At 63.8% G+C, this 20,245-nt stretch carries 19 protein-coding genes; 5 read left to right on the top strand and 14 right to left on the bottom strand.

What is annotated here, in order from left to right:
* Positions 1-67: 67 nt before the first annotated feature.
* Together K3178_RS08780 and K3178_RS08775 are read right to left on the bottom strand one after the other, a co-directional pair.
* Positions 68-1,075 carry a DUF4349 domain-containing protein gene (locus tag K3178_RS08780; protein WP_221571026.1) on the bottom strand — a complete coding sequence of 336 codons (1,008 nt, stop codon included), beginning with the start codon at positions 1,073-1,075 and terminating at the stop codon, positions 68-70.
* A 170-nt stretch (positions 1,076-1,245) separates the two neighbouring features.
* Positions 1,246-1,812: a type 1 glutamine amidotransferase domain-containing protein gene (locus tag K3178_RS08775; protein WP_221571025.1), complete on the bottom strand. Its 567-nt coding sequence runs from the start codon at positions 1,810-1,812 to the stop codon at positions 1,246-1,248.
* Positions 1,813-1,957: 145 nt separating this feature from the next.
* On the opposite strand from K3178_RS08775, the gene K3178_RS08770 reads away from it, so the two are divergent.
* Together K3178_RS08770 and parC are read left to right on the top strand one after the other, a co-directional pair.
* Entirely contained in the window at positions 1,958-2,731 is a 774-nt protein-coding gene (locus K3178_RS08770) for an ion transporter (RefSeq protein WP_221571024.1), read from the top strand.
* A gap of 59 nt (positions 2,732-2,790) precedes the next feature.
* Positions 2,791-5,085 carry a DNA topoisomerase IV subunit A gene (gene parC / locus K3178_RS08765; protein ID WP_221571023.1) on the top strand — a complete coding sequence of 765 codons (2,295 nt, stop codon included), beginning with the start codon at positions 2,791-2,793 and terminating at the stop codon, positions 5,083-5,085.
* A gap of 81 nt (positions 5,086-5,166) precedes the next feature.
* On the opposite strand, the gene K3178_RS08760 is transcribed toward parC, so the two are convergent.
* From K3178_RS08760 to K3178_RS08735, 6 genes are all read right to left on the bottom strand, one after another.
* The gene (locus K3178_RS08760) at positions 5,167-5,697 is read right to left on the bottom strand and encodes a hypothetical protein (protein WP_221571022.1); all 531 of its coding nucleotides are present in this window, start codon (positions 5,695-5,697) and stop codon (positions 5,167-5,169) included.
* A gap of 258 nt (positions 5,698-5,955) precedes the next feature.
* The gene (locus K3178_RS08755; protein ID WP_221571021.1) at positions 5,956-7,131 is read right to left on the bottom strand and encodes a CCA tRNA nucleotidyltransferase; all 1,176 of its coding nucleotides are present in this window, start codon (positions 7,129-7,131) and stop codon (positions 5,956-5,958) included.
* A 19-nt stretch (positions 7,132-7,150) separates the two neighbouring features.
* Entirely contained in the window at positions 7,151-7,744 is a 594-nt protein-coding gene (locus K3178_RS08750) for a CoA pyrophosphatase (protein WP_221571020.1), read from the bottom strand.
* Positions 7,741-8,289, bottom strand: coding sequence for a DUF1285 domain-containing protein (locus K3178_RS08745; protein ID WP_221571019.1), 549 nt, complete (start codon positions 8,287-8,289; stop codon positions 7,741-7,743). The genes K3178_RS08750 and K3178_RS08745 overlap by 4 nt, the downstream gene beginning before the upstream one ends.
* 36 nt (positions 8,290-8,325) lie before the next feature.
* Entirely contained in the window at positions 8,326-8,871 is a 546-nt protein-coding gene (locus tag K3178_RS08740; RefSeq protein ID WP_221571018.1) for a GNAT family N-acetyltransferase, read from the bottom strand.
* A 49-nt stretch (positions 8,872-8,920) separates the two neighbouring features.
* Positions 8,921-10,087: a PQQ-dependent sugar dehydrogenase gene (locus K3178_RS08735; RefSeq protein WP_221571017.1), complete on the bottom strand. Its 1,167-nt coding sequence runs from the start codon at positions 10,085-10,087 to the stop codon at positions 8,921-8,923.
* Between K3178_RS08735 and K3178_RS08730 the strand changes: the two genes are divergently transcribed.
* Positions 10,086-10,709 carry a ribonuclease HII gene (locus K3178_RS08730; RefSeq protein ID WP_221571016.1) on the top strand — a complete coding sequence of 208 codons (624 nt, stop codon included), beginning with the start codon at positions 10,086-10,088 and terminating at the stop codon, positions 10,707-10,709. The two genes, K3178_RS08735 and K3178_RS08730, sit on opposite strands and share 2 nt — an antisense overlap.
* On the opposite strand, the gene K3178_RS08725 is transcribed toward K3178_RS08730, so the two are convergent.
* Positions 10,706-11,893 carry a fumarylacetoacetate hydrolase family protein gene (locus tag K3178_RS08725; protein ID WP_221571015.1) on the bottom strand — a complete coding sequence of 396 codons (1,188 nt, stop codon included), beginning with the start codon at positions 11,891-11,893 and terminating at the stop codon, positions 10,706-10,708. The two genes, K3178_RS08730 and K3178_RS08725, sit on opposite strands and share 4 nt — an antisense overlap.
* Positions 11,894-12,175: 282 nt before the next feature.
* Between K3178_RS08725 and K3178_RS08720 the strand changes: the two genes are divergently transcribed.
* Positions 12,176-13,312, top strand: a complete 1,137-nt coding sequence (locus K3178_RS08720; RefSeq protein WP_221571226.1) for a site-specific DNA-methyltransferase — start codon at positions 12,176-12,178, stop codon at positions 13,310-13,312.
* Between the two features lie 3 nt (positions 13,313-13,315).
* Here the strand turns inward: K3178_RS08720 and K3178_RS08715 are convergent, their stop codons facing one another.
* The 4 genes from K3178_RS08715 to K3178_RS08700 form a co-directional block, all read right to left on the bottom strand.
* Positions 13,316-14,539, bottom strand: a complete 1,224-nt coding sequence (locus tag K3178_RS08715; protein ID WP_247713666.1) for a DmpA family aminopeptidase — start codon at positions 14,537-14,539, stop codon at positions 13,316-13,318.
* Positions 14,540-14,675: 136 nt separating this feature from the next.
* Entirely contained in the window at positions 14,676-15,896 is a 1,221-nt protein-coding gene (locus K3178_RS08710) for a DUF418 domain-containing protein (protein ID WP_221571014.1), read from the bottom strand.
* 236 nt (positions 15,897-16,132) lie between these two features.
* On the bottom strand, positions 16,133-16,792 hold the full coding sequence (locus K3178_RS08705; RefSeq protein WP_247713665.1) for a potassium channel family protein: 660 nt from the start codon (positions 16,790-16,792) through the stop codon (positions 16,133-16,135).
* Positions 16,782-18,110 carry a TrkH family potassium uptake protein gene (locus K3178_RS08700; RefSeq protein ID WP_221571013.1) on the bottom strand — a complete coding sequence of 443 codons (1,329 nt, stop codon included), beginning with the start codon at positions 18,108-18,110 and terminating at the stop codon, positions 16,782-16,784. The genes K3178_RS08705 and K3178_RS08700 overlap by 11 nt, the downstream gene beginning before the upstream one ends.
* Before the next feature lie 232 nt (positions 18,111-18,342).
* On the opposite strand from K3178_RS08700, the gene folP reads away from it, so the two are divergent.
* Positions 18,343-19,455 carry a dihydropteroate synthase gene (folP, locus tag K3178_RS08695; protein ID WP_221571012.1) on the top strand — a complete coding sequence of 371 codons (1,113 nt, stop codon included), beginning with the start codon at positions 18,343-18,345 and terminating at the stop codon, positions 19,453-19,455.
* On the opposite strand, the gene K3178_RS08690 is transcribed toward folP, so the two are convergent.
* Positions 19,452-20,231 carry an SDR family oxidoreductase gene (locus K3178_RS08690; RefSeq protein WP_221571011.1) on the bottom strand — a complete coding sequence of 260 codons (780 nt, stop codon included), beginning with the start codon at positions 20,229-20,231 and terminating at the stop codon, positions 19,452-19,454. The two genes, folP and K3178_RS08690, sit on opposite strands and share 4 nt — an antisense overlap.
* Positions 20,232-20,245: the final 14 nt, after the last annotated feature.

Raw genomic sequence — 20,245 nt, 5'->3', positions numbered from 1 at the left:
TATATGACCCGCGCCTGCGCCGAAGGATACGACGCAGGCGCGGCAGAAGCAATAGATGACGGTAGCGTCACTCGGCCTGCTTCTCGCTTTCCGAAACCGTTACCGGACGGGTCCAGCCATCGTTGCCGATGCCGGTCGAGAAACCCAGCCGCCGGAACAGGCGAATGAGGCCCCAGACAAGCAGCCCCAGCGGCACGACCACGAAGCCGATCACCATCAGGATCGCGATGAGGTTGCCGAAGATTGTGGCGAGCGAGCCCCAGGCGTTGCGGATGGGGTCGAGGAAGCCGCCTTCGCTGGGGGTTCCGGCTTGGTACTCGATCGTCATGGTCGAAAAGGCGACCCGCGCGCGCATCTCGGTGAGCCAGCTTTGCGCCTGGTCGATCTCTTCGTTCACCTGAGCGACGCCCCGTTCGGCCTCGACAAGTTCGGCCACCGTTCCGCGCCGCGTGCGCAGGACCTCCATCAGCCGGTCGCGCAGGACCGTGCGAGCCCGCAGGCGGGCCTCGGTATCGACGATACGCTTGGAGAGGTCCTCGCCCTGGATCGATGAGGAGATGAGTTCGCCCTTCATGCCTTCGGAGGTCGAGGTCAGCGTCTTCCCGAAAGTGCGCGCCTCTCCGCTGGCGATGGCGATCTGCAGGCTGCCATAGGCATAATCGCCCTCGCTCTCGCCCGTGTTCATGGACACGATACGGCAAACCGTCGGGCCCTTGGCCTCGCACATGTCCGCGTGCTTCTCCTGCATCGGACGGATCAGATTGGGCGAAACACGGAAGCCGTAGGCGAAGGTATAGGCGACCTGCGGCATGCCGACTGGCACGGGGCTGGTGGCGGAGGGCGGTATTGTGTCGGCCGAAGTCTGGCCCGCGCGCGATAGCGGCGGGGCAGGAGGGGGAGGAGGCACGGGTGCGGCGGCCATCTCGGCCATCGGCTCGACCATTTCGTAGCTGGCAGGCGCTTCCGCTACATCGACCGTCGTGACGGCCTCCACGGTTTCCGAACGATTGGCCTCTCCGCAAGAGGCTAATGCGAGGGCGGACATGCCAATTAGCAACAGCGAACGCTTTGTCATCGAATCTCTCCTCACCACAATTTCGCCCTAATTTGGCCATAATTCAGCCACAATTACAACCCTATTTGCATGTTACAACGTATCATAACATCGAGTTCGGTCAAGAGCAGCAAGGAAAAGGCCCCGCCACACTTGGTGGCAGGGCCTTGAAATCTAATGGGTTATCGCGCCTATGCGGTTTCGAGCTCGCGTTTCTCGACACTCTCGCCCAGCATCTCGATCAGCGCCTTGCTGAATGCCGGGATGTCGTCGGGATTGCGGCTGGTGATGAGATTGCCATCGACTGCGGCTTCCTGGTTGACCACATTCGCGCCTGCGTTCTTCAGGTCGGTGCGGATCGAGGGCCACGCCGTGACGGTCTTGCCCTTCACGATATCGGCTTCGGCGAGCAGCCACGGTGCGTGACAGATCGCGGCGATCGGTTTGCCCGCCATGTCGAATTCGCGGACGATCGCGATGGCGCGTTCGTTCATGCGCAAGATGTCGGGGTTCATCTGGCCGCCCGGCAGCAGCAGCGCGTCGTAGCTTTCGCAGCTGTCGATCTCATCTACGGTCTTGTCGACCGAAACGCTGTCGCCCCAGTCCTTGTCCTTCCAGCCCTTGATTTCGCCCTTTTCGAGACTCACGACAGTGGTCTCGAAACCGGCGTCTTCGACATTGGCCTTCGGCTTCATCAGCTCCGACTGTTCGAAGCCGTTGGTGGCGAGGATCATGATGCGTTTCGGGGTCTGTGTCATGGGGGTAACTCCTTGATTTCGTGTTACCCATGTAACGAGCGGGCGGCACCCTACGTTCCGCGGTGACAGGCGAGCCGTTGTGGTGGTAGGGCGAGCCGAGACGCGCCGTTCCGGCGCACCGATTCCACCTTTGGAGACGTACGAAATGAGCCTGCGCGAACGAGTGCGGCAACTGGTCGAGACGCGCTTGTTCGAGCGTTTCATCATCGCTGTCATCGTCATCAATGCTATTGGCCTGGGGCTAGAGACCTCGCCCGCAGTCATGGGCAGCATCGGCCCGGTCGTGCGCGTGCTCGACACGGTCGCGCTCGGCATCTTCGTGGTTGAGCTTGCGCTGAAGCTCTTTGCCTATGGCTGGCGCTTCTTCCGCAGCGGGTGGAACGTGTTCGACCTCGCCATCGTGACCGTGGCGCTGATGCCCGCATCGGGCGCCTTCTCGGTCCTGCGCGCGCTGCGCATACTGCGCGCCTTGCGTCTCATCTCGGTCGTGCCGAGCATGCGCAAGGTCATCGTCGGCCTGTTCAGCGCCATACCGAGCATCGGCACGGTCATCGTGATGCTGCTGCTGCTGTTCTACATCAGCGCGGTCATGGCCACGAAGCTGTTCGGCGAAGCCTTTCCGCAATGGTTCGGCCACCTTGGCGCATCGCTCTATTCGCTGTTCCAGATCATGACGCTGGAAAGCTGGTCGATGGGTATCGTGCGCCCGGTCATGGAGGTTTTCCCCTATGCCTGGGCCTTCTTCGTGCCCTTCATCCTCCTGACGAGCTTCATAGTGCTCAACCTGTTCATTGGTGTGATCGTAAATGCCATGGCCGAGGCCACCGAGGACGAGGCGCATGACGAGCGCGAGGAGATACTGCACGAGTTGAGAGCATTGCGCGCGGATATAGCGGCGCTCAAAAGAGGTGCGGATTAAGCGCGGATTTTGAAGCCCGCGGCCTCCCGCTTGCTCTCGCGGCTTGCTAGGACGGCAGGATGGCCGATGTGACCGATATTCCCGATTCCGATCCGTTCGATGCGATCGTCGACGCGCCCTTCGATAGTGCGCTGTCCGAGCGCTACCTCGTCTATGCGCTGTCCACAATCACTGCGCGTTCGCTGCCCGACCTTCGCGACGGGCTGAAGCCCGTCCACCGGCGCCTGCTGTGGACCATGCGCCAGCTCAAGCTTGATCCGGCAAGCGGATTCAAGAAATCGGCCCGCGTGGTGGGCGAGGTGATCGGCAAGTACCACCCGCATGGCGATACCGCCGCCTATGATGCGATGGTGCGCCTCGCGCAGGATTTCTCGCTGCGTTATCCGCTGGTCGAGGGGCAGGGGAACTTCGGCAATATCGACGGCGATAATGCTGCGGCCTACCGTTACACCGAAGCGCGGCTGACCAAGACCGCGATGCGCCTGATGGAAGGCCTCGACGCAGGTACGGTCGATTTCATCCCGACCTACAACAACGAGGAAGAAGAGCCGGAAATCATGCCGGGCCTTTTCCCCAACCTGCTCGCCAATGGCGCCAGCGGCATCGCGGTGGGCATGGCGACCAATATCCCGAGCCATAATGTCGCCGAAATCGTCGATGCGACGCTGGAAGTGATCGACAATCCGCATGTCGAACATGCGCGGCTGATGGAAATCTTCAAGGGACCGGACTTCGCAACAGGCGGCGTCGTGCCCGAGAGTGCGGAGGTTATCAGCCACGCCTATGAGACCGGACGCGGGTCCTTCCGCGTGCGCGGGCGTTTCCATGCCGCCGAGGCGGAGAAGGACGAGGACAAGGCCGCGGGTATCGAGCGGTTGGGCGGCGGCCAGTGGCAGCTGGTCATCTCGGAAATTCCCTACCAGGTGCAGAAGGGCAAGCTGATCGAGCAGATCGCTGCCGCGATTGCCGACAAGAAGCTGCCGATCCTCGAAGACGTGCGCGACGAATCTGACGAGCAGATCCGCATCGTGCTCGTGCCGCGCAGCCGCAATGTCGATCCGGAACTGTTGAAGGAGAGCATCTACAAGCTCACCGACATGGAAACGCGCTTCGGGCTCAACTTGAACGTGCTGGATCATACGCGCACGCCGATGGTGATGGGGCTGAAGGAACTGCTCGACAACTGGATCGCCAGCCAGATCGACATCCTCCAGCGCCGCAGCCAGCACCGGCTCGACCAGATCGCGCGGCGCCTGGAGCTGGTCGAGGGCTATATTATCGCCTTCCTCAACCTCGACCGGGTGATCGAGATCATCCGCACCGAGGACGAGCCCAAGCCGGTGATGATGGCGGAGTTCAAGCTCACCGACCGTCAGGCCGAAGCCATCCTCAACATGCGCCTGAGGAGCTTGCGCAAGCTGGAAGAAATGCAGCTTCGCAATGAGAAGGACGAGCTGCTCAAGGAACAGGACGAGCTGGAGAAACTTCTTGGCAGTCCCGCCCGCCAGCGCACGCGCCTGAAGCGCGATCTCAATGCGCTGCGCAAGGAATATGGCGAGGACACGGCCCTCGGCGCGCGCCGCACGACCATCGAGGAAGCTGCTCCGGCGGTCGAGTTCAGCATGGATGCGATGATCGAGAAGGAGCCGGTTACGGTCATCCTCTCGCAGAAGGGCTGGATCCGCGGGGCCAAGGGCCACCTGCCGCTGGACCAGGACTTCAAGTACAAGGAGGGCGATGGTCCCGCCTTCGTGCTCCATTGCCAGACCACCGACAAGCTGCTGCTCGCGGCCGACAATGGCCGCTTCTTCACGCTGGGCGCGGACAAGCTGCCCGGTGCGCGCGGGTTTGGCGAACCGGTGCGCAATACGCTCGACATCGAGGCCAGCGCGCAAATCGTCGCAGTGGTGGTGCATGAAGAAGGCAAGCGCGTGCTGCTCGCTGCCAGCACCGGCAAGGGCTTTGCCGCGGTGACCGACGAACTGCTCGCCGAAACCCGCAAGGGAAGGCAGGTCGTGAACCTGCCCGGCGATGCCGAACTGCGCGTTGTGCGCCCGATCGAGAAGGGCCACGACCACGTCGCCGTGGTGGGCGAGAACCGCAAGCTGGTCGTCTTCAACCTCGAGGAGTTGCCGCAAATGGCGCGCGGGCAGGGCAACAAGCTGCAGAACTATCGCGACGGCGGCCTGTCCGATGCGACGACCTTCACGATGGGAGAAGGCCTCAGCTGGACCATGGGCGGCAAGGAAGGCCGCACCCGCACCGAGCCCGAAATGTGGCAGTGGAAGGTCGCGCGTGGCGGCGCGGGCAGGCTCCCGCCGCAGGGCTTCCCGCGCGACAACAAGTTCGGCTGATAAAGAAAAAGGGCCGGAAGCTTTCGCCTCCGGCCCAGTGCGACCCTGGATTTGGTGGCTCCAGGGGAACCAATAAGGTGCTTACTGACCCGCGCCGTTGGCAGCCGGTGCAGACTGCGCCATCGCGGCATCGATCTGCGCGTTGGTGAGCAGGGCCATCAGGCCATGGTCGGTTGCGGTGAAGTGTTCTTTCAGCAGCGTGACCTTGTTCGCCTCGTCGCCGCCACGGGCGATGATGACGTTGTTGCCGTCGATCTCGAGGATCGTGCCGAGCGGTGCGTGCTGCGCGTCCATTGCGGAAGCGCCGGCGACCAGTGCGGCGTCGAGCTTCGCAGCGGCTTCGGCCAGCTGCGCGTCGATCATGCCGTCGAGCTGTGCCTTGGTGACGGTGATGGTCGGGCCGGTTTCGCCCTGGCCGTACATGTCGACGCCCAACGGAACCTTGTGCTTGCCGGTGTCGAGTACGGCCTGGCCATTTTCGACCTGGACGATGGTGCCGACGGCATTGCCTTCGGGACCGGTCACGGTAGCGCCTGCAACGACCTGGTCGTTGGCAAGGGCCGGGGTGGCGATAAGGGCGACGGAGGCAAGAGCCAGCTTCGCGATGTTCATGTAATTCTCCAAGACGTGTTCAACTTACGCGTCCGCAACACGCGAAAGACGCGCCGCAAACGAAACTCAATGATGAGAGCGGCTACGAGAGTGGATGCCCCGATGATGGCCGCCTGCCCCCCTTCCCGAGGAAGCGACCCGCTCTATGGCAAGTGGCTGCGCAGGTGGCAACCGCTGCAGGACCTTTATGCTGCACTGCAGCTTAAGCAAAGCTGAAGAAAGCGTTACACCTCGGGTAACCACGCATGGTGCGATGCATCATTGCGCGGCGAGCTGGTCCTCGAGCAATTCCATTACGCGCGTCCGATCGGGGAAGCCTTCCTCGACCCATTGCCGCTCTACGGCTTGCAGGGTCTTTGCCACTTGCGGGCCCTTGGCTACCCCGCGCTCGACGATCTCGCCGCCCTTCAGCGGCAATTGGGGTGCTTCCCAGCCTTCGAGCGCGGAAGGATCGGCACGGGTGAGCAGCAGCCGGTCGCGCGCGCAATCGACGCCTTCGTAATAGGCGAGAGCCAGCGGTGCCTCGCCATCGCGCATGTCGCGCGCGGCGACGCAGGCAAGGTGTTCGCGCTGGCTGCGCGAGAGGCGCAGGCGGGCGGAAACCGCCTCGGCCACCGGCGGCACGGCGGGCAGCATCGCGGCGAGGCGGCGCATGGCATCGGGCTCCACCCCGTATTCGCGCTCTGAGCGGACCAGTTCGGCAAGCTTTTCCGCCTCGCGCCGTCCGCATTCGGGCAGGACTTCCTGCAGCACGCCGAGTTCGCGCATTTTGAACACGGTGGGCGAGGGGTCGGGCAGGACGAGAAGGTTCTGCAGTTCCCATCCCACCCGCTCGCGGCTGAGACCCTTGAGCGTGGAGGCAAGCTCGGAACAGGCGCTTGTCGCCTCGTCGTCCCAATCGTCGCCGAAGCGGGTCTGGAAGCGGAAATACCTGAGGATACGCAGGTGATCCTCGCGGATGCGCTCGGCAGCATCGCCGATGAAGCGCACGCGGCCGTTTTCCAGATCTTCGACGCCGCCGAAATAGTCGCTGATCTCCAGCGTTTCGGGGTGGGCATAGAGCGCGTTGATGGTGAAATCGCGGCGCGAGGCGTCTTCCTTCCACTCTGTGGCGAAGGCAACGGTGGCACGGCGACCGTCGGTCGTGACGTCGCGGCGCAGCGTGGTGATCTCGACATTGCCGCCGTCCATGATGGCGGTGACTGTGCCGTGATCGATACCGGTGGGGATGGTGCGGATGCCCGCCTCGCCGCAGCGGTCGATCACCTCGGCGGGGGTGAGCGGGGTAGCGCAGTCGATATCGTGGATGTCCTTGCCCAGCAGGCTGTCGCGCACCGCGCCGCCGACGTAGCGCGCATTGTCCGCCCCCAGCGCTTCGATCAGCGCTGCGAGGTCCTCGCGCCGGGTCCAGTCTGCTTGGGGCAATTGCGTCATGGGCGGGCGTTTAGCGGGGTCAGTCGAACCACGCCAGACGGCGCGAGAGATTGATGCAGATCGCCGCAGTCACGCCCCAGATGCGGTAGCCTTCGTGGTCCATCTCGTAATAGCGGCGGTTGGCGCCTTTCCAGAATACCTCGTTCTCGTTCCAGCGCCGCGCGTCCATCAGCAGGTCGAGCGGGGCCTCGAACCAGCTTTCGACCTCGCGCGCATTCGGTCGGATGTCGAGGTCGGCGGGGACGGTGGCGAGGACGGGCGTGATGTCGAAACCTGTGCCGGTCTGATAGCGGTCGGTCGTGCCGATGACGCGCACGGCCCCGTGCTCGATGCCCAGTTCCTCCCATGCCTCGCGCAGCGCGGCCTCGGTCGCATTCTCGCCCGCGTCGATCTTGCCGCCGGGGAAGGCGACCTGGCCCGGATGATCGCGCATGGTGCGCGGGCGCTTTGTGAGGAGCACGGTCGGATTCTCGCGCTCGGTCACGGCAATGAGCACGGCCGCATCGGCAGTGCGGTCGAGGTCGGCGAAACGCGCGTCGGACAGCAAATCGGCCACCTCGCGCGAATGGCCCTGCTCGAACAGCTCGGTAAGGCGGTCGAAGATGGCGCTCATGCGGGCAGGAGCGAGTAGGTCTCGCCGCCGCTGGTGACGGTCCAGTCGTCCCCCTCGGCGAGCGCGATCTGGGCAAGCTGCTGGTAGGTCGAACGGTTCAAGCGCGCCTCGCATCCGCGACGGATGTGGATGTACAGCGCAGGCGCTTGCGGGTCGCCCTCGGCGCGAATGGCGTTGTCGGGTCCCGCCACCACCAGTTCGTCGGTGTTGAGGCGGAAAGCGAGATCGCCGTCCACCTGGCTGACGTCGGTGGCGATGAAACAGGCGTCTTCGACCTCGATCGAGAGCTTCTGGTAGGGCACGACCAGCCAGTAGCTGCCGTCCTCCTCGCGGTTGAGGAGGCCCGAAAAGGCGCGCACCATCGCCGGGCGGGTAATCTCGCTGCCGTCATGAAGCCACGTCCCGTCGGTACGGATGACCATGTGGCTCTCGTCGACATTCTCGGGCGACCATTGCTCGACCGGGGGCAGGCGCCGTTCGGCCACCGCCTCGGCGATTTCGGCAAGGCTCATTCCGGCGAGTTCGGGGGGCGGGGTATAGACCATCGGTGCTCCAACCGATGGCAGAGGCGAAGGCTCCCTTCAATCCTTCGCTGCGTGCGTGGTCTCTTCGGTCCAGGGTCCGAGCATGCCTTCGGGGGGTAGGATCGCCGGATTGCCCGTGCGCAGCAGCAGCCGTTCGCGCTCGAAGGGGCCGGGGCAATGCCAGCCACTGGTATGCTCCGCGGTAAAGTCCCAGCGGTCGTAATAGTCGGGATCGCCGATCATCACCTGCGGAAAGGGCGGGGCGCCTTCATCGAAAGCGGCATCGATCGCGCCGAGGCTGGCGGCCATCAGCGCCTTGCCGAAGCCTTCACCCTGCCGTCCGGGCATGACCGCGACCGGTCCGACCATGATCAGCGGATGCGGGCGCCCCTTGGGATCGGTCAGCGCGACCGGCCAGAGCTGGATCGAGCCGGCGAGATAGTCCTCGTCGTCCAGCGCGGCGAAGCTGAGGCCGGGCAGGTAATCCCCCCCTTCGCGGATACGATAGGCGGTGCGCGCGTGCCGTCCCTCGCCGAAAGCGGCGTCGAGCAACTGTTCGACCAGCGCGGGGTCGATCGCATCGAGAGGGACGAGTGTCGCCATGGGCCGCGGCACCTAGGGGCGGCGTGCTGCGGTGTCGATATAATTCGGCTTATCCGGGGCGAAGTTCGAGCAGACGTCCGCCTTCGCCGTTTTCGAGCACCCACAGGGCTCCGTCGGGCCCTTCGATGACTGAGCGGATGCGCTTGCCCATGTCGTAGCGCGCGGCCTCGCGGGCCGTAGTGCCGTCGAAGCTGACCCGCACGAGCGCCTGGCTGCGCAGCCCAGAAATGATCGCATCGCCCTTCCATGCGGAGAACAGATCGCCTTCGAGGATGGTCATGTTGCCGGGAGCGATGACGGGGGTCCAGCCGACGACGGGCTTGGCGAAGCCGTCGTCAGCAGAATGGTCGGTGATCGGATCGTCATTGTAATGCACCCCGTTCGAACGGGTCGGCCAGCCGTAATTCGCGCCGCGCCGCACCAGGTTGAGCTCATCGCCGCCCTTCGGCCCGTGTTCGACCTCCCACAGCCTGCCTTCTGCATCGAAATCCATTCCGAGAATGTTGCGGTGGCCGTAGGACCATATCTCGTCGCCGAAGGGATTGCCCGCAGCGGCTGTGCCGTCGAGATTCAACCGCACGATGCTGCCGAGCGTGTTCGAGCGGTCCTGCGCGGGCTCGAGCTTTTGCCGGTCGCCGCTGGCGACGAACATGTAGCGCTCGTCCGGGCTGAACAGGATGCGGTGCGAATAATGGCCGCGACCGTCGGTCTTGGGCGACTGGCGCCAGATGACGCTCATGTCCTGGATGGCGCAGGTCTGGTGCTCCTCGCACAACAGCTTGCCGCGCCCGACAACGGCGCCGCGCGTGTCGCCTTCGCCCGCCTCGACCCAGCTGAGGTAGATAGTGCGCCCGGACAGCGGCATTCCGGCCTCGCTTTCGAGGAAGGCGACATCGCCAAGCCCGCCCTGACCGCCATAGTCCACCTCGGGCACGCCTTCGAAGAAGATGGCGCGCTTGTATTCGCCTGTCCGGTATCCCCGAATGCTGCCGCTTTTCTCGGTGATGACGATAATGTCAGTGCCGGGGACGAAGGCCGCTGCCCAGGGCTCGTTGTATTTCCCGTGCACGGTCGTCGCGAACCCTGCGAATTCATCGGTCGGGGCAGGCGTGGAAACCGCTTCTCCCGTGTCCTCTCCGGTGGAATATCCCGAACCGCAGCTTGCGAGCAGCGCGAGGGGGGATAGGGTGGCGGCGAGTTTGGCAAGGCGCTTCATGTTTTCATCTGCTCCCGATTATGGACTTGGCGACGCCCCGCTCGTGATCGGGGTGGACGAGGCTGGGCGCGGTCCGCTGGCAGGGCCGGTAGTGGCCGCTGCAGTGGTGCTGTGCAAGCCGTGCCCGGGCGGCCTCGACGATTCCAAAAAACTCAGCGCCACCAAGCGTTCCAAGCTCGAGCCGCAAATCCAGCGCCGCTGCGTCTGGGGGCTGGCGGTGGTGCAGCCGGAGGAGATCGACCGGCTCAACATCTTCGGCGCGACCATGTTTGCGATGACACTCGCGACGCAGCGCTGTGTCGAGGCCCTGGGCTGCGAGCCTTCCGAGGTCCTCATCGACGGAAACATGACCCCGCACGGTCGCCGCGAGGAATGGCGCTGGCCCGCCCGCGCGATCGTGGGCGGCGACGGCAAGGAAGCATGCATCTCGGCAGCCTCGATCCTCGCCAAGGAATATCGCGACCGGCTGATGGTGGAGGCCGCCGAGGCGCACCCGCAATATGGCTGGGCAAGCAACAAGGGATACGGTTCGAAGGAGCACATGGAGGCCCTGCGCATACACGGCCCGACCCCGTTGCACCGCCGCAGCTTCGCGCCGGTCAGCCAGATGGTGCTGATCTAGCGCACCACCTCGACCTCGATATCGCCGAGCCAGTTGGACGCGTAGCGCACGCGGTCGCCCGGCTGGAGATAGTGGCGTGATTCCAGCTCATTGGCGATGAAAGTGCCGCGGGCGGAGTCCATGAACCCGCGTCCCGAAAGCGGCCCGCCCTGCAGGATATATGCGACCACTGCCTCGATCATGTCGCCGCGGGTTGGTGCGGTGAAGATCGTGCCTTCGGACGTGCCCGACATCAGCGTGGTGGAGGTATCGATCCGCCCCTCCTCGGCCAGCTTCACGAAACGGCCGTCGTATGAGAAACGCGGGCTATCCATGTCGCGCAGCGCCTTTTCTGCAAGCTCGCCGAAATCGAGCGTCATTTCGCGACCGCGTGCATCCTGCCGCGCTTCACCGTTCACACTGGTGGTCATTCGCAAATCGGCTGTGAAGGCTTCCCAGTCGCGCGGAATCACCAGGAAGGGGCCGGTGGGGAAGAAATCGGGGCCGCTTTTGGCATCGGAAAAGCCGAAACCGCTGTCGAGATTTTCGGGATCGGCCATTTCGACCAGCGCATTGCGATTGGTGAAGTCGGCGCAGAGGAACAGGCCTTTCACCGCAGCCTCAAAATCCTCCCGGCTGGCAATGTCGCGGTCGAAGCGCATGCAGAACTCGACCTCGTAGTCGAGCAAGACGTCTTCTTCGGCGCGAACCTTGGTGCGGGCAGGGGTGGCGGGGCCAAACTTGGGGAAGATGAAGACGCTGGAGCTATTCGCTTCCTCGGCGTGTTCGGGGAAATTGGTTCCGATGCCGATATGACGGCTGCCATTGGTGCCGCTGGGCAGGAGGTCGGCCACCGCCACCGTCCTTTGGGGGAAACGGCCGAGTGCGTAATCTGAGAATTCGCCCATATCGGCAGAGGCGAGCGCTGCGAAAGGATCTGCGAGGGGCTCTGCGCCCAGTTCGCCGAGGTCCACCCCGGACACATTCGTGCCGTCGAAACTGCGCACTAGCATGGTGCCGGTCCCGCCGTCTTCGTCGCGGAATTGCGCCAGCGTCAAGGCCACTTCGAGCGGGGCCAGCCGCACCGAAACCGGCTCGTCCTCGAAGCTCGCGGGATTGAAGCGCGGATCGGGAGATGTGGCCCAGGCAAGCGCGATGCCCGCAACGGCAAACCCACCCACTCCCAGGATAATCTTGCCGATCAAAGCTTCTTCACCCCCCAGTCCCGTCTTACGCCTGAATTACACCCCGAACCTAGGGCCGGAGAGGCTTCAAAACAAATGCTGCCTTCGAAATCGAAGTGAGTCCTTCGCGCCACACCGCACCATCTTGAGTCCGCCCCGCAAGGCCGGACTCAATATCTTGTGGGGACTCGTTTCGTTCCGCTTATGGTTAACACCATCTTTAGAGGTTGCCCCTAAACAACTGTCTTGACTGGGAGTCCCTTTGGACTCACCCTGTGGATAACTATGACGGGGGTAAGCACGATGGCGGTCCTTGAGACCACGAAACCGCGCGCCAAAACGGCGGCGAGGACCAAACAGATTTCGCTGGAACTGCCGCTGGGGCAGATCCTCGATGGCGACTGCGTGGAAGCCATGCGCCAGATCCCAAGCGGCAGCATCGACCTCGTCTTTGCCGATCCGCCCTACAACCTCCAGCTTGGCGGCGATCTCAACCGGCCCGATGGCAGCCATGTCGATGCGGTGACCGATGATTGGGACAAGTTCGACACCTTCAAGGCCTATGACGATTTTACGCGCGACTGGCTGGTCGAAGCCAAGCGCATCCTCAAGCCTGACGGCGCGCTGTGGGTCATCGGCAGCTATCACAACATCTACCGCGTCGGCGCGATCCTGCAGGACCTGGGCTTCTGGATCCTCAACGACATCGTCTGGCGCAAGTCCAACCCCATGCCCAATTTCCGCGGCACCCGCTTTACCAATGCGCACGAAACGCTGCTGTGGTGTTCGCAGGGCGAAAAGGCGAAGTACCATTTCAACTACCGCGCGATGAAGACGCTCAATGACGAGCTACAGATGCGCAGCGACTGGGTGCTGCCGATCTGCAACGGGGCGGAGCGGCTGAAGGAGGGCGGCCACAAGGTCCACCCGACGCAGAAGCCCGAGGCGCTGCTCTACCGCGTGCTACTCTCCACCACCGAGCGCGGCGACGTGGTGCTCGATCCCTTCTTCGGCACCGGCACCACCGGCGCGGTCGCCAAGCGCCTGGGACGCCAATGGATCGGCTGCGAGCGCGAGGGGGTCTATCGCGAAGCGGCGCTCAAGCGGATCGAAAAGGAACTCCCGCTCGACGAAAGCGCGCTCACCACCATGCAGGCCGGCCGCAGCGCCCCCAAGGTGGCCTTCGGTGCGCTGGTCGAGAACGGCTATCTCAAGCCCGGCACCGAGGTGTTCGACAAGAAACGCCGCTGGGTCGCCACCGTGCGCGCGGACGGCTCGCTCGCCTGCGGCAAGCAGACCGGCTCGATCCACGGTCTCGGCAAGGACCTACAAGGCGCACCCAGCTGCAACGGTTGGACCTTCTGGCACTACGAGAACGGCGGCGAGGTCAAGCCGATCGACGCCGCGCGGCAGCTCTATCTGCTGGCGGTCGAGGATTAGAGCCTAGTCCGTTTCGGTTGGTCCGCTTTCCACCAGTCGCCCGTATTTTCTCAGCACTTCTCGCAGCCGGTCGTGGGGCAAGGCATGGGCAGTATTGCCGTTGATGCCGGTCATGGTCTTTGCTGCGACAAGGGCGTTGATTACCGCTTCCTCGGTAGCTTCGACGGTGGCGCGGAAGATCGGGCTTAGCGCGTCATTCGAAAGGCTAGTCACATTTGCCGGTTGCTCGCGGCTCCAGGCACCCGGATTGCCGGTCGAAAAAGCGATGAAGATGTCGCCCGAACCGTTCGACGCATAGGAGCCGTTGCGCGCTACGCCCATGGTCGCGCGCTGCGCCACGCGCTTGAGCTGGTGCGGCAGCAGGGGGGCATCGGTAGCGATCACGATGATGATCGAGCCGGTTTCCTGGTTATGGTCACCATAGGTCGTGGTCAGATCCGTAATCTCCCGGCCGACCGGCACACCCGCGACGGTGAATGTGTCCCTGATCCCGTAGTTGGACTGGACCAGCACGCCCACGGTGAACTCACCCCCGCCGGTTGAAACGACGCGCGAGGATGTACCGATCCCGCCCTTGAAACCGTGGGTGATCATGCCCGTGCCGCCGCCGACATTGCCCTCGGCAACCGGGCCTCCCGTCGCACCGTCAAGCGCCGCGAAAACATGCTCTTTCTTCACATGGAAGCCGTTGATGTCGCTGAGGTCGCCATCATAGGTCTCGCCCACGACCGGAAGCATCCAGAAGGTGTCCGGCTCTCCCGCCAGCGGCGCGAAGAACCTGCGCTTGTGCGCCCATTCGATGGTGGAATCGCGTACCGTGCCGACGCTGTGCGTATTGGTGATCATCACCGGCCCTTCGAGCCAGCCCGATTCCTCGATCCAGGTGGTGCCGGTAAGTTCTCCATTGCCGTTGAGCGCATACCAGCCCGCATAGACCGGATCATAGGTCTTGCCCCGAGGGAGGATCGCGGTGACGCCGGTTCGAACGGGTCCTTCTCCCACGACAAGGTCGCCATCGCCCGAGATCAGCGTGGTGTGACCCACTTCGATGCCGGGGACGTCGGTGATTGCGTTCAGCCTGCCGGGCGTACCGTCGAACGGGACGCCCAGATCGCGCGCACGGGGCGGATCAGAGGGAGGCGCGGCTTGCTGCGCCACCGAGCTAGCAGCCGTGGCCATCATGCCGAGCGCAAGCATTGCGCCGGTCGCCCGTTTCGCCAGTTCCATTATTTCGTCCCTTCCGGCCGTGCATCGCAAGACCTCTAATCCTATGTAACGTCAAAGAAAATGGCCAAAAAGGAAGGCTGCGGCGCACGCCTGAGGAAATCGACCGGACCCGCAGCCACACCAATCCGGGGCCACGTCACGTCGCTCGCGGGGTGACCCGCATCGGCACCTTCCAGTCGGTCAGCGTGGCGGCACGCCAGGTCCACTCGAGCGGGCCGTAGCGGTAACGCGCGTACCACCAGCGCGCAAAGACAATCTGCGCGCCATAGAAAACCAAACCTGCGAACAGCATGTCGCGGGTCGACCAATCGTCCCACATTCCGAGGCCGAAACTGTACAGGACCGGGACCGCGATGACCGAATGGGCGACATAGAGCGTCAGCGTCATCCGACCGGGTAGCTTGAAGATTTCGACCAGCTTTCGGGCCGGCGAATTCCAGAGCATGGCCAGGAGCGAAATCTGGATCGCCACGAAGGCCAGCGAGTACCACTGGTTGACGAAGGCTGATGCGCTGAAGACGCCCAACGGGAACTTGTCACCGTCGAAACTGGTCGGGATGAGCGGCTCCGCCAGAAAATGAAGCGCGGCAATCAAGAGGCCGCCACACACAATGACTTTCAAGGCCAGCCTGTGCTCCTGCGACAGGCGGGCGAAGAAAGCGGTCCGCTGCATGACCATGCCGAGCGCGAACAGGCCCGCGATCTCGCTCACCCGGCCAAACGACCAGTTAACCGACCATTTGAATTGCTGGCCTGCTGTCGCGTTGGTCATCACCACATCGGCAAAATCGCCCGTCTTGAAGGTCTCGAAGAATGTCGCGCCCATGAAATAGGGTTGTCTGGCAGCGAGGGCGTTGCCTGCCTCCGCCGCGAGCCATTGAGCGAGGAGCGGCAACTGGAGGAAACACGCCAAGGCGATGACCAGCAACACGGTATTGCTGCGGATCTTGTCGATCGGGATCAGCAGCAGGCCGATCAGGGCCAGGACCTGCAGGATATCGCCCCAATATATGAGGCTGTGCAGCGTTCCGACTGCCAGGAGCAGGAGCAGTCGCCAGGCGAAACGCTTGGTGAAATCCACCCCGCGCGCACGCTGGTTCGCCATGATCGTGGCGAAGCCGAACCCGAAGAGCAGGGCGAAAATCGTGAACGCCTTGCTCTCGAAGAGGAAGTAGACGACGTCGCTCCAGACGGTTGGAACAGCTCGCGCGGTCCCGGTGCCGAAGCCGTCCACCGAGTGTACCATCAGCAATCCCAGAAGCGCGTATCCGCGCAGAGCGTCGACGAATTCGAGGCGAGAAGACTTGGCTTTCGCCACCGTTGTGCTGCTGTGAGCTGCCGCCTGCTCGTCCGTCATGCCGTTTCCCCTCGGCAACCCGGCAGCAAGAAGGGCCGGTTGCGGACGAAATGTCAATACTGACCGCGACTGCCTGCCGCCAGCAGACGGGCCGCTCCGTGGTCTCTACAAGGAGCTACAAGGCAATCCCAGCGGCAATGGCTGAACCCTCTGGCATAACGAGGTCGATGGCGACGTGAAGCCCATTGACGCCGCGCGGCAGCTGTATTTGCTTGTGGACGGGAAGAAATCTCCGCTCAGATCGAAGAAAACTTCTCGATGTCCTCGATCTTACCCGAGACCACCAGTTCGTCGTCCTCGAAGATGATCGTGTCTGGGACCGCGTGGATGAAATTCTCGCCCTCGCGCTTTACGCCCACAACTGTGACGTCGAACTTCCGGCGGCATTCGCTTGTGACCAAGGGGACTCCAACGATTGGCTCAGGCGCCTTCAGGCGCGCGATGGCAAATTCGTCGCCGAAGGAGATGAAGTCGAGCAGGCGCTCGTTCAGAAGGTGGGCGACACGTTCGCCCATGCGTTGCTCGGGGAAGACGACATGATGGGCGCCGGTGCGTTCGAGGATGCGGGCATGGTTATCATTCGTGGCCTTTGCCCAGATGTTCTTCATACCGAGGTCGGAAAGCGCCAGCACTGCCAGCACACTGGCTTCGATATTGGTCCCGATCGCCACAACCGCGGCCTGGAAATCGCCGACCCCCAGTTGCTGCAAGGTGGCGGCATCGGTGCAATCCGCCTCGATGACCTTGGTCAGCCGTCCTGCGTGCTCCTGGACTAGACGCGCCTCGGTATCGACACCCAGCACCTCGTGACCCATGCGTTCGAGCGTCTGGGCAACAGCCGCTCCGAAACGGCCTAGGCCGATAACCAGGACAGGTTTGCGTTGATCAGCCGACAATGGGGTTCTCCTCGGGATAACGGAATGGTCGTTCTCGGCCGCCCAGCGCCAGCGCGGTGGCAACCGTAATGGTCCCTACGCGTCCGACGAACATCAGCAGGCACAGTACGAGCAGGGCGGATGGGGGCAGGTCTGCCGTGATGCCGGTAGAAAGGCCCACGGTCGAAAAGGCGGAAATGCATTCGAACAATATGTCGTCGAGCGGCAGCGGGCTGACCATGGCAATATAGGTCGTTGCCGCGAAGACCAGCGTAGCGGCGAGCACGGTAACCGACAGCGCCTGTCGCTCGATGGCGCGCCCGAAGCGCCGGTTGAACAGGCCGGCATCGCGGCGCCCGAGCACTTCCGAAAGGACGATTGCGAAGAGCACCAGGAAGGTCGTGATCTTGATCCCGCCGGCAGTACCCGCGCTGCCGCCACCCACGAACATGAGGAAGTAATTGCTCATGATGGTCTCGTCGGCAAAGGCACCCACGTTGAGGCTGTTGAAGCCCGCGGTGCGCGGCATGACCGAATGGAAGGCGGCATTCAGCATCTTGCCGCCAATTCCCATCGGGCCGAGCGTGTCGGGATTGCTCCATTCCATCGCCAGAGTGGCGAAAAAGCCGAACAGCAGCAGGCCGAGGGTACCCGTGACGGTGATCTTCGTGTGCAGCGACCATCGCCGCCAGGACAGGCGGTGGTGCCGCAAGTCCTGCATGACGGGAAAGCCGAGCGCTGTCAGGATTACCGCCAGCATGATCGGGCCCAGTATCAGGCCGTCCTGCTGAAAGCCCATCACGCTATCGGAAAAACTGGAAAATCCCGCGTTGTTGAAGGCGCTCACGGAATGGAACAGGCCGTGCCAGGCTCCCTCGGAGAGCGTCATCCCGTGCGCGGTCGTGAAACGCCAGGTCAGGATCAGCATGACTGCCGCCTCGACGACAAGCGTTATAAGCAGCACCAGCTTGAGAACGGAGATGGCGTCGCCGCTTTCCAGACGGCTCCGTTCGACCTGTGTGGCGAGCCTTTCCTTAAGGCCGAAACCCCTGCCGACCATGAGGCCGAACAGCGTCGCTGCCGTCATGATGCCGAAGCCGCCGATCTGGAATAGCAGCATGATGACCGACTGACCGAACCTGGACCAGAAAACCGGCGTGTCCTCGATGATGAGGCCGGTAACCGATACTGCCGACACCGAAGTAAAGAACGCCGAGAGGAGCGGCGCCCTGCTTCCATCGGCCGTTGCGACCGGAAGTGAAAGCAGGGCCGTGCCCGCAAGGATGAGACCGGCGAACAGCAGGGGGATGAGGCGGATCGGATCGCGCAAGCGTGTCATGAAGGGAGGCAAACTCACACGAACTCAGTCTAGGTTGGGAGTGAGCAAGTCGCCTGTTAGTTCCCGCCCTGTCCTACAAGGGGCCGGGCCGCTATTGGAGTGGTCATGGCAAGCATGCGATTTCCTGACCAATTGTTCCGGACGCGCAAAAACCGGAGGCGCCCAGATTTCTTCTCCAGGACCGCGTTCCACCTGTTCCATCCTGTCGGCAATCGGCTAGGGCAATCCAACCATGACTGACAGCATCTACATCCGCCCCTTCGGCCTCGTGCCCGGTCCGCAGGCAGAGCATGGCAATGCCATCCGGCTGGCGGGCGGGATGGTCTATGCGGCCCGCTTTGCGGTCGTGCTGCGCAGGGATGGCAAGGTGGTCGAACGCTGGCTCGCGTCGCCCGATACGATGGCCGAGGTGCTGGGCCAGCTGCCGGATGACCTCGCTGCCGATGCGGAAACGCAGTGGGCCAACCTCACGCTTGCGCATCCGCCGCTGGAGATGGGCGGGCGCACGGTTCGCCTCGACCAGCCGCAGGTGATGGGCATCCTCAACGTCACGCCCGACAGCTTCAGCGACGGGGGCGAGTTCATGGACAAGCCCGACGTCCAGCGCGAGGTGGCCTCCGCCATGCTCGAGGCGGGCGCGGCGATCATCGACATCGGCGGCGAGAGCACGCGCCCGGGTGCCAAGCCCGTTTGGGAAGGCGACGAGATCGTGCGCGTGGTCCCGGCGATCGAGATGTGCACAGCCATGGGCGCGGCGGTCAGCGTCGACACGCGCAAGGCCGCGGTGATGGAGGCAGCGCTCGATGCGGGTGCGAGCCTCGTCAACGACGTTTCCGGGCTTACCCACGATCCGCGCTCGGCCGAGGTGGTGGCGAGGGCCGGTTGCCCGGTGGTGCTGATGCACGCGCCGGGGACGGGACAGGACCTGCATGAAGGCGGCGACTACGAGAACGTGGTGTTCGAAGTCTTCGACGAGCTACGTGCCCGCCGCGATGCGGCGCTTGAGGCGGGTATCGACGCCAGCCGCATATTGCTCGATGTCGGGCTGGGCTTCGGCAAGACCGTCACGCACAACCTCGCATTGCTGAACGCGCTGCCGCTGTTCCATGCGCTCGGCCACCCGCTGCTGGTGGGGGCGAGCCGCAAGCGGATGATCGGCGCGATGAGCAAGGAAGAGGATGCCGACAAGCGCCTCGGCGGCAGCCTTGCGCTGGCGCTGAAGGCGATGGACGGCGGCGCGCAAATGCTCCGCGTCCACGATGTCGCCGACACGGTGCAGGCGCGCAATGTGTGGCGAGGTATGCGCGATGCGGCGCTGGTCGATTTCGGGGATTTGCCGGGCTAGCCGGGCGAAGCGGCGCTGCCTGCCAGCAGTCCTCCGTCGAGCGTCAGTTCCGCGCCGGTCATGTAGCCGCTTTCCGGCGAGGCGAGGTAGACGCAGAGCGACGCGACCTCCTCCACCGTGCCGAAGCGCTTCAGCGGCGTGTCCGCGACCAGCGCGGCCATCTTGGCATCGCGGTCGGGCCCGTCGCCCAGCATGGGCTCCCAGATTTCGGTCAGGATCGCTGCGGGATGGATCGAATTGCAGCGGATCGCCCAGCCGTTCTGCGCGGCATAGAGCGCGACCGACTTGCTGTGGTTGCGGATAGCCGCCTTGCTCGCCGCATAGGCCGCCGCGCCGGGAATGCCGACGAGGCCCGAGCGCGAGGACATGTTGATGATCGATCCCTTGCCTTTCGCCCTCATCGCCCGCAGCGCATAGCGGCAGCCGAGGAAGCAGCCGTCGGTGTTGACCGCATGGACGCGGTGCCATTCGGCAAGGCTCGCATTCTCCGGATCGTGTTGCGCGGGACCGTCCTCGAAGCCGGTGATCCCGGCGTTGTTGACGAGCACGTCGATGGCGGGGAAGGCTTGGGCCAGCGCGTCCCACTCCGCCTCGCTTGCCACATCGAGCCGGTGCCAATCGCAGCCCAGTTCTTCGGCAGCTTTCCTGCCCTCGTCCTCGTCGATATCGGTCAGCACGACGCGCGCGCCTTCAGCTAGGAATGCCGCGCACACGGCCTTGCCGATGCCGCGCGCACCGCCGGTTACCACGCAGAGCGTGTCGTTCAGTTTTTGCATGGGAAGTCTTTCGG

This window comes from Qipengyuania sphaerica (assembly GCF_019711595.1).
Classification (GTDB): Bacteria; Pseudomonadota; Alphaproteobacteria; order Sphingomonadales; family Sphingomonadaceae; genus Qipengyuania; species Qipengyuania sphaerica.
The sequence above is the reverse complement of the archived record's forward strand: the minus strand, read 5'-3'. Positions and strand labels throughout refer to the sequence as shown.

Coding starts and splice junctions, on each gene's coding strand:
- K3178_RS08780 (WP_221571026.1), bottom strand. CDS start 1,075: ATGACAAAGCGTTCGCTGTTGCTAATTGGCATGTCCGCCCTCGCATTA.
- K3178_RS08775 (WP_221571025.1), bottom strand. CDS start 1,812: ATGACACAGACCCCGAAACGCATCATGATCCTCGCCACCAACGGCTTC.
- K3178_RS08770 (WP_221571024.1), top strand. CDS start 1,958: ATGAGCCTGCGCGAACGAGTGCGGCAACTGGTCGAGACGCGCTTGTTC.
- parC (WP_221571023.1), top strand. CDS start 2,791: ATGGCCGATGTGACCGATATTCCCGATTCCGATCCGTTCGATGCGATC.
- K3178_RS08760 (WP_221571022.1), bottom strand. CDS start 5,697: ATGAACATCGCGAAGCTGGCTCTTGCCTCCGTCGCCCTTATCGCCACC.
- K3178_RS08755 (WP_221571021.1), bottom strand. CDS start 7,131: ATGACGCAATTGCCCCAAGCAGACTGGACCCGGCGCGAGGACCTCGCA.
- K3178_RS08750 (WP_221571020.1), bottom strand. CDS start 7,744: ATGAGCGCCATCTTCGACCGCCTTACCGAGCTGTTCGAGCAGGGCCAT.
- K3178_RS08745 (WP_221571019.1), bottom strand. CDS start 8,289: ATGGTCTATACCCCGCCCCCCGAACTCGCCGGAATGAGCCTTGCCGAA.
- K3178_RS08740 (WP_221571018.1), bottom strand. CDS start 8,871: ATGGCGACACTCGTCCCTCTCGATGCGATCGACCCCGCGCTGGTCGAA.
- K3178_RS08730 (WP_221571016.1), top strand. CDS start 10,086: ATGTTTTCATCTGCTCCCGATTATGGACTTGGCGACGCCCCGCTCGTG.
- K3178_RS08735 (WP_221571017.1), bottom strand. CDS start 10,087: ATGAAGCGCCTTGCCAAACTCGCCGCCACCCTATCCCCCCTCGCGCTG.
- K3178_RS08720 (WP_221571226.1), top strand. CDS start 12,176: ATGGCGGTCCTTGAGACCACGAAACCGCGCGCCAAAACGGCGGCGAGG.
- K3178_RS08715 (WP_247713666.1), bottom strand. CDS start 14,539: ATGGAACTGGCGAAACGGGCGACCGGCGCAATGCTTGCGCTCGGCATG.
- K3178_RS08710 (WP_221571014.1), bottom strand. CDS start 15,896: ATGACGGACGAGCAGGCGGCAGCTCACAGCAGCACAACGGTGGCGAAA.
- K3178_RS08700 (WP_221571013.1), bottom strand. CDS start 18,110: ATGACACGCTTGCGCGATCCGATCCGCCTCATCCCCCTGCTGTTCGCC.
- folP (WP_221571012.1), top strand. CDS start 18,343: ATGACTGACAGCATCTACATCCGCCCCTTCGGCCTCGTGCCCGGTCCG.
- K3178_RS08690 (WP_221571011.1), bottom strand. CDS start 20,231: ATGCAAAAACTGAACGACACGCTCTGCGTGGTAACCGGCGGTGCGCGC.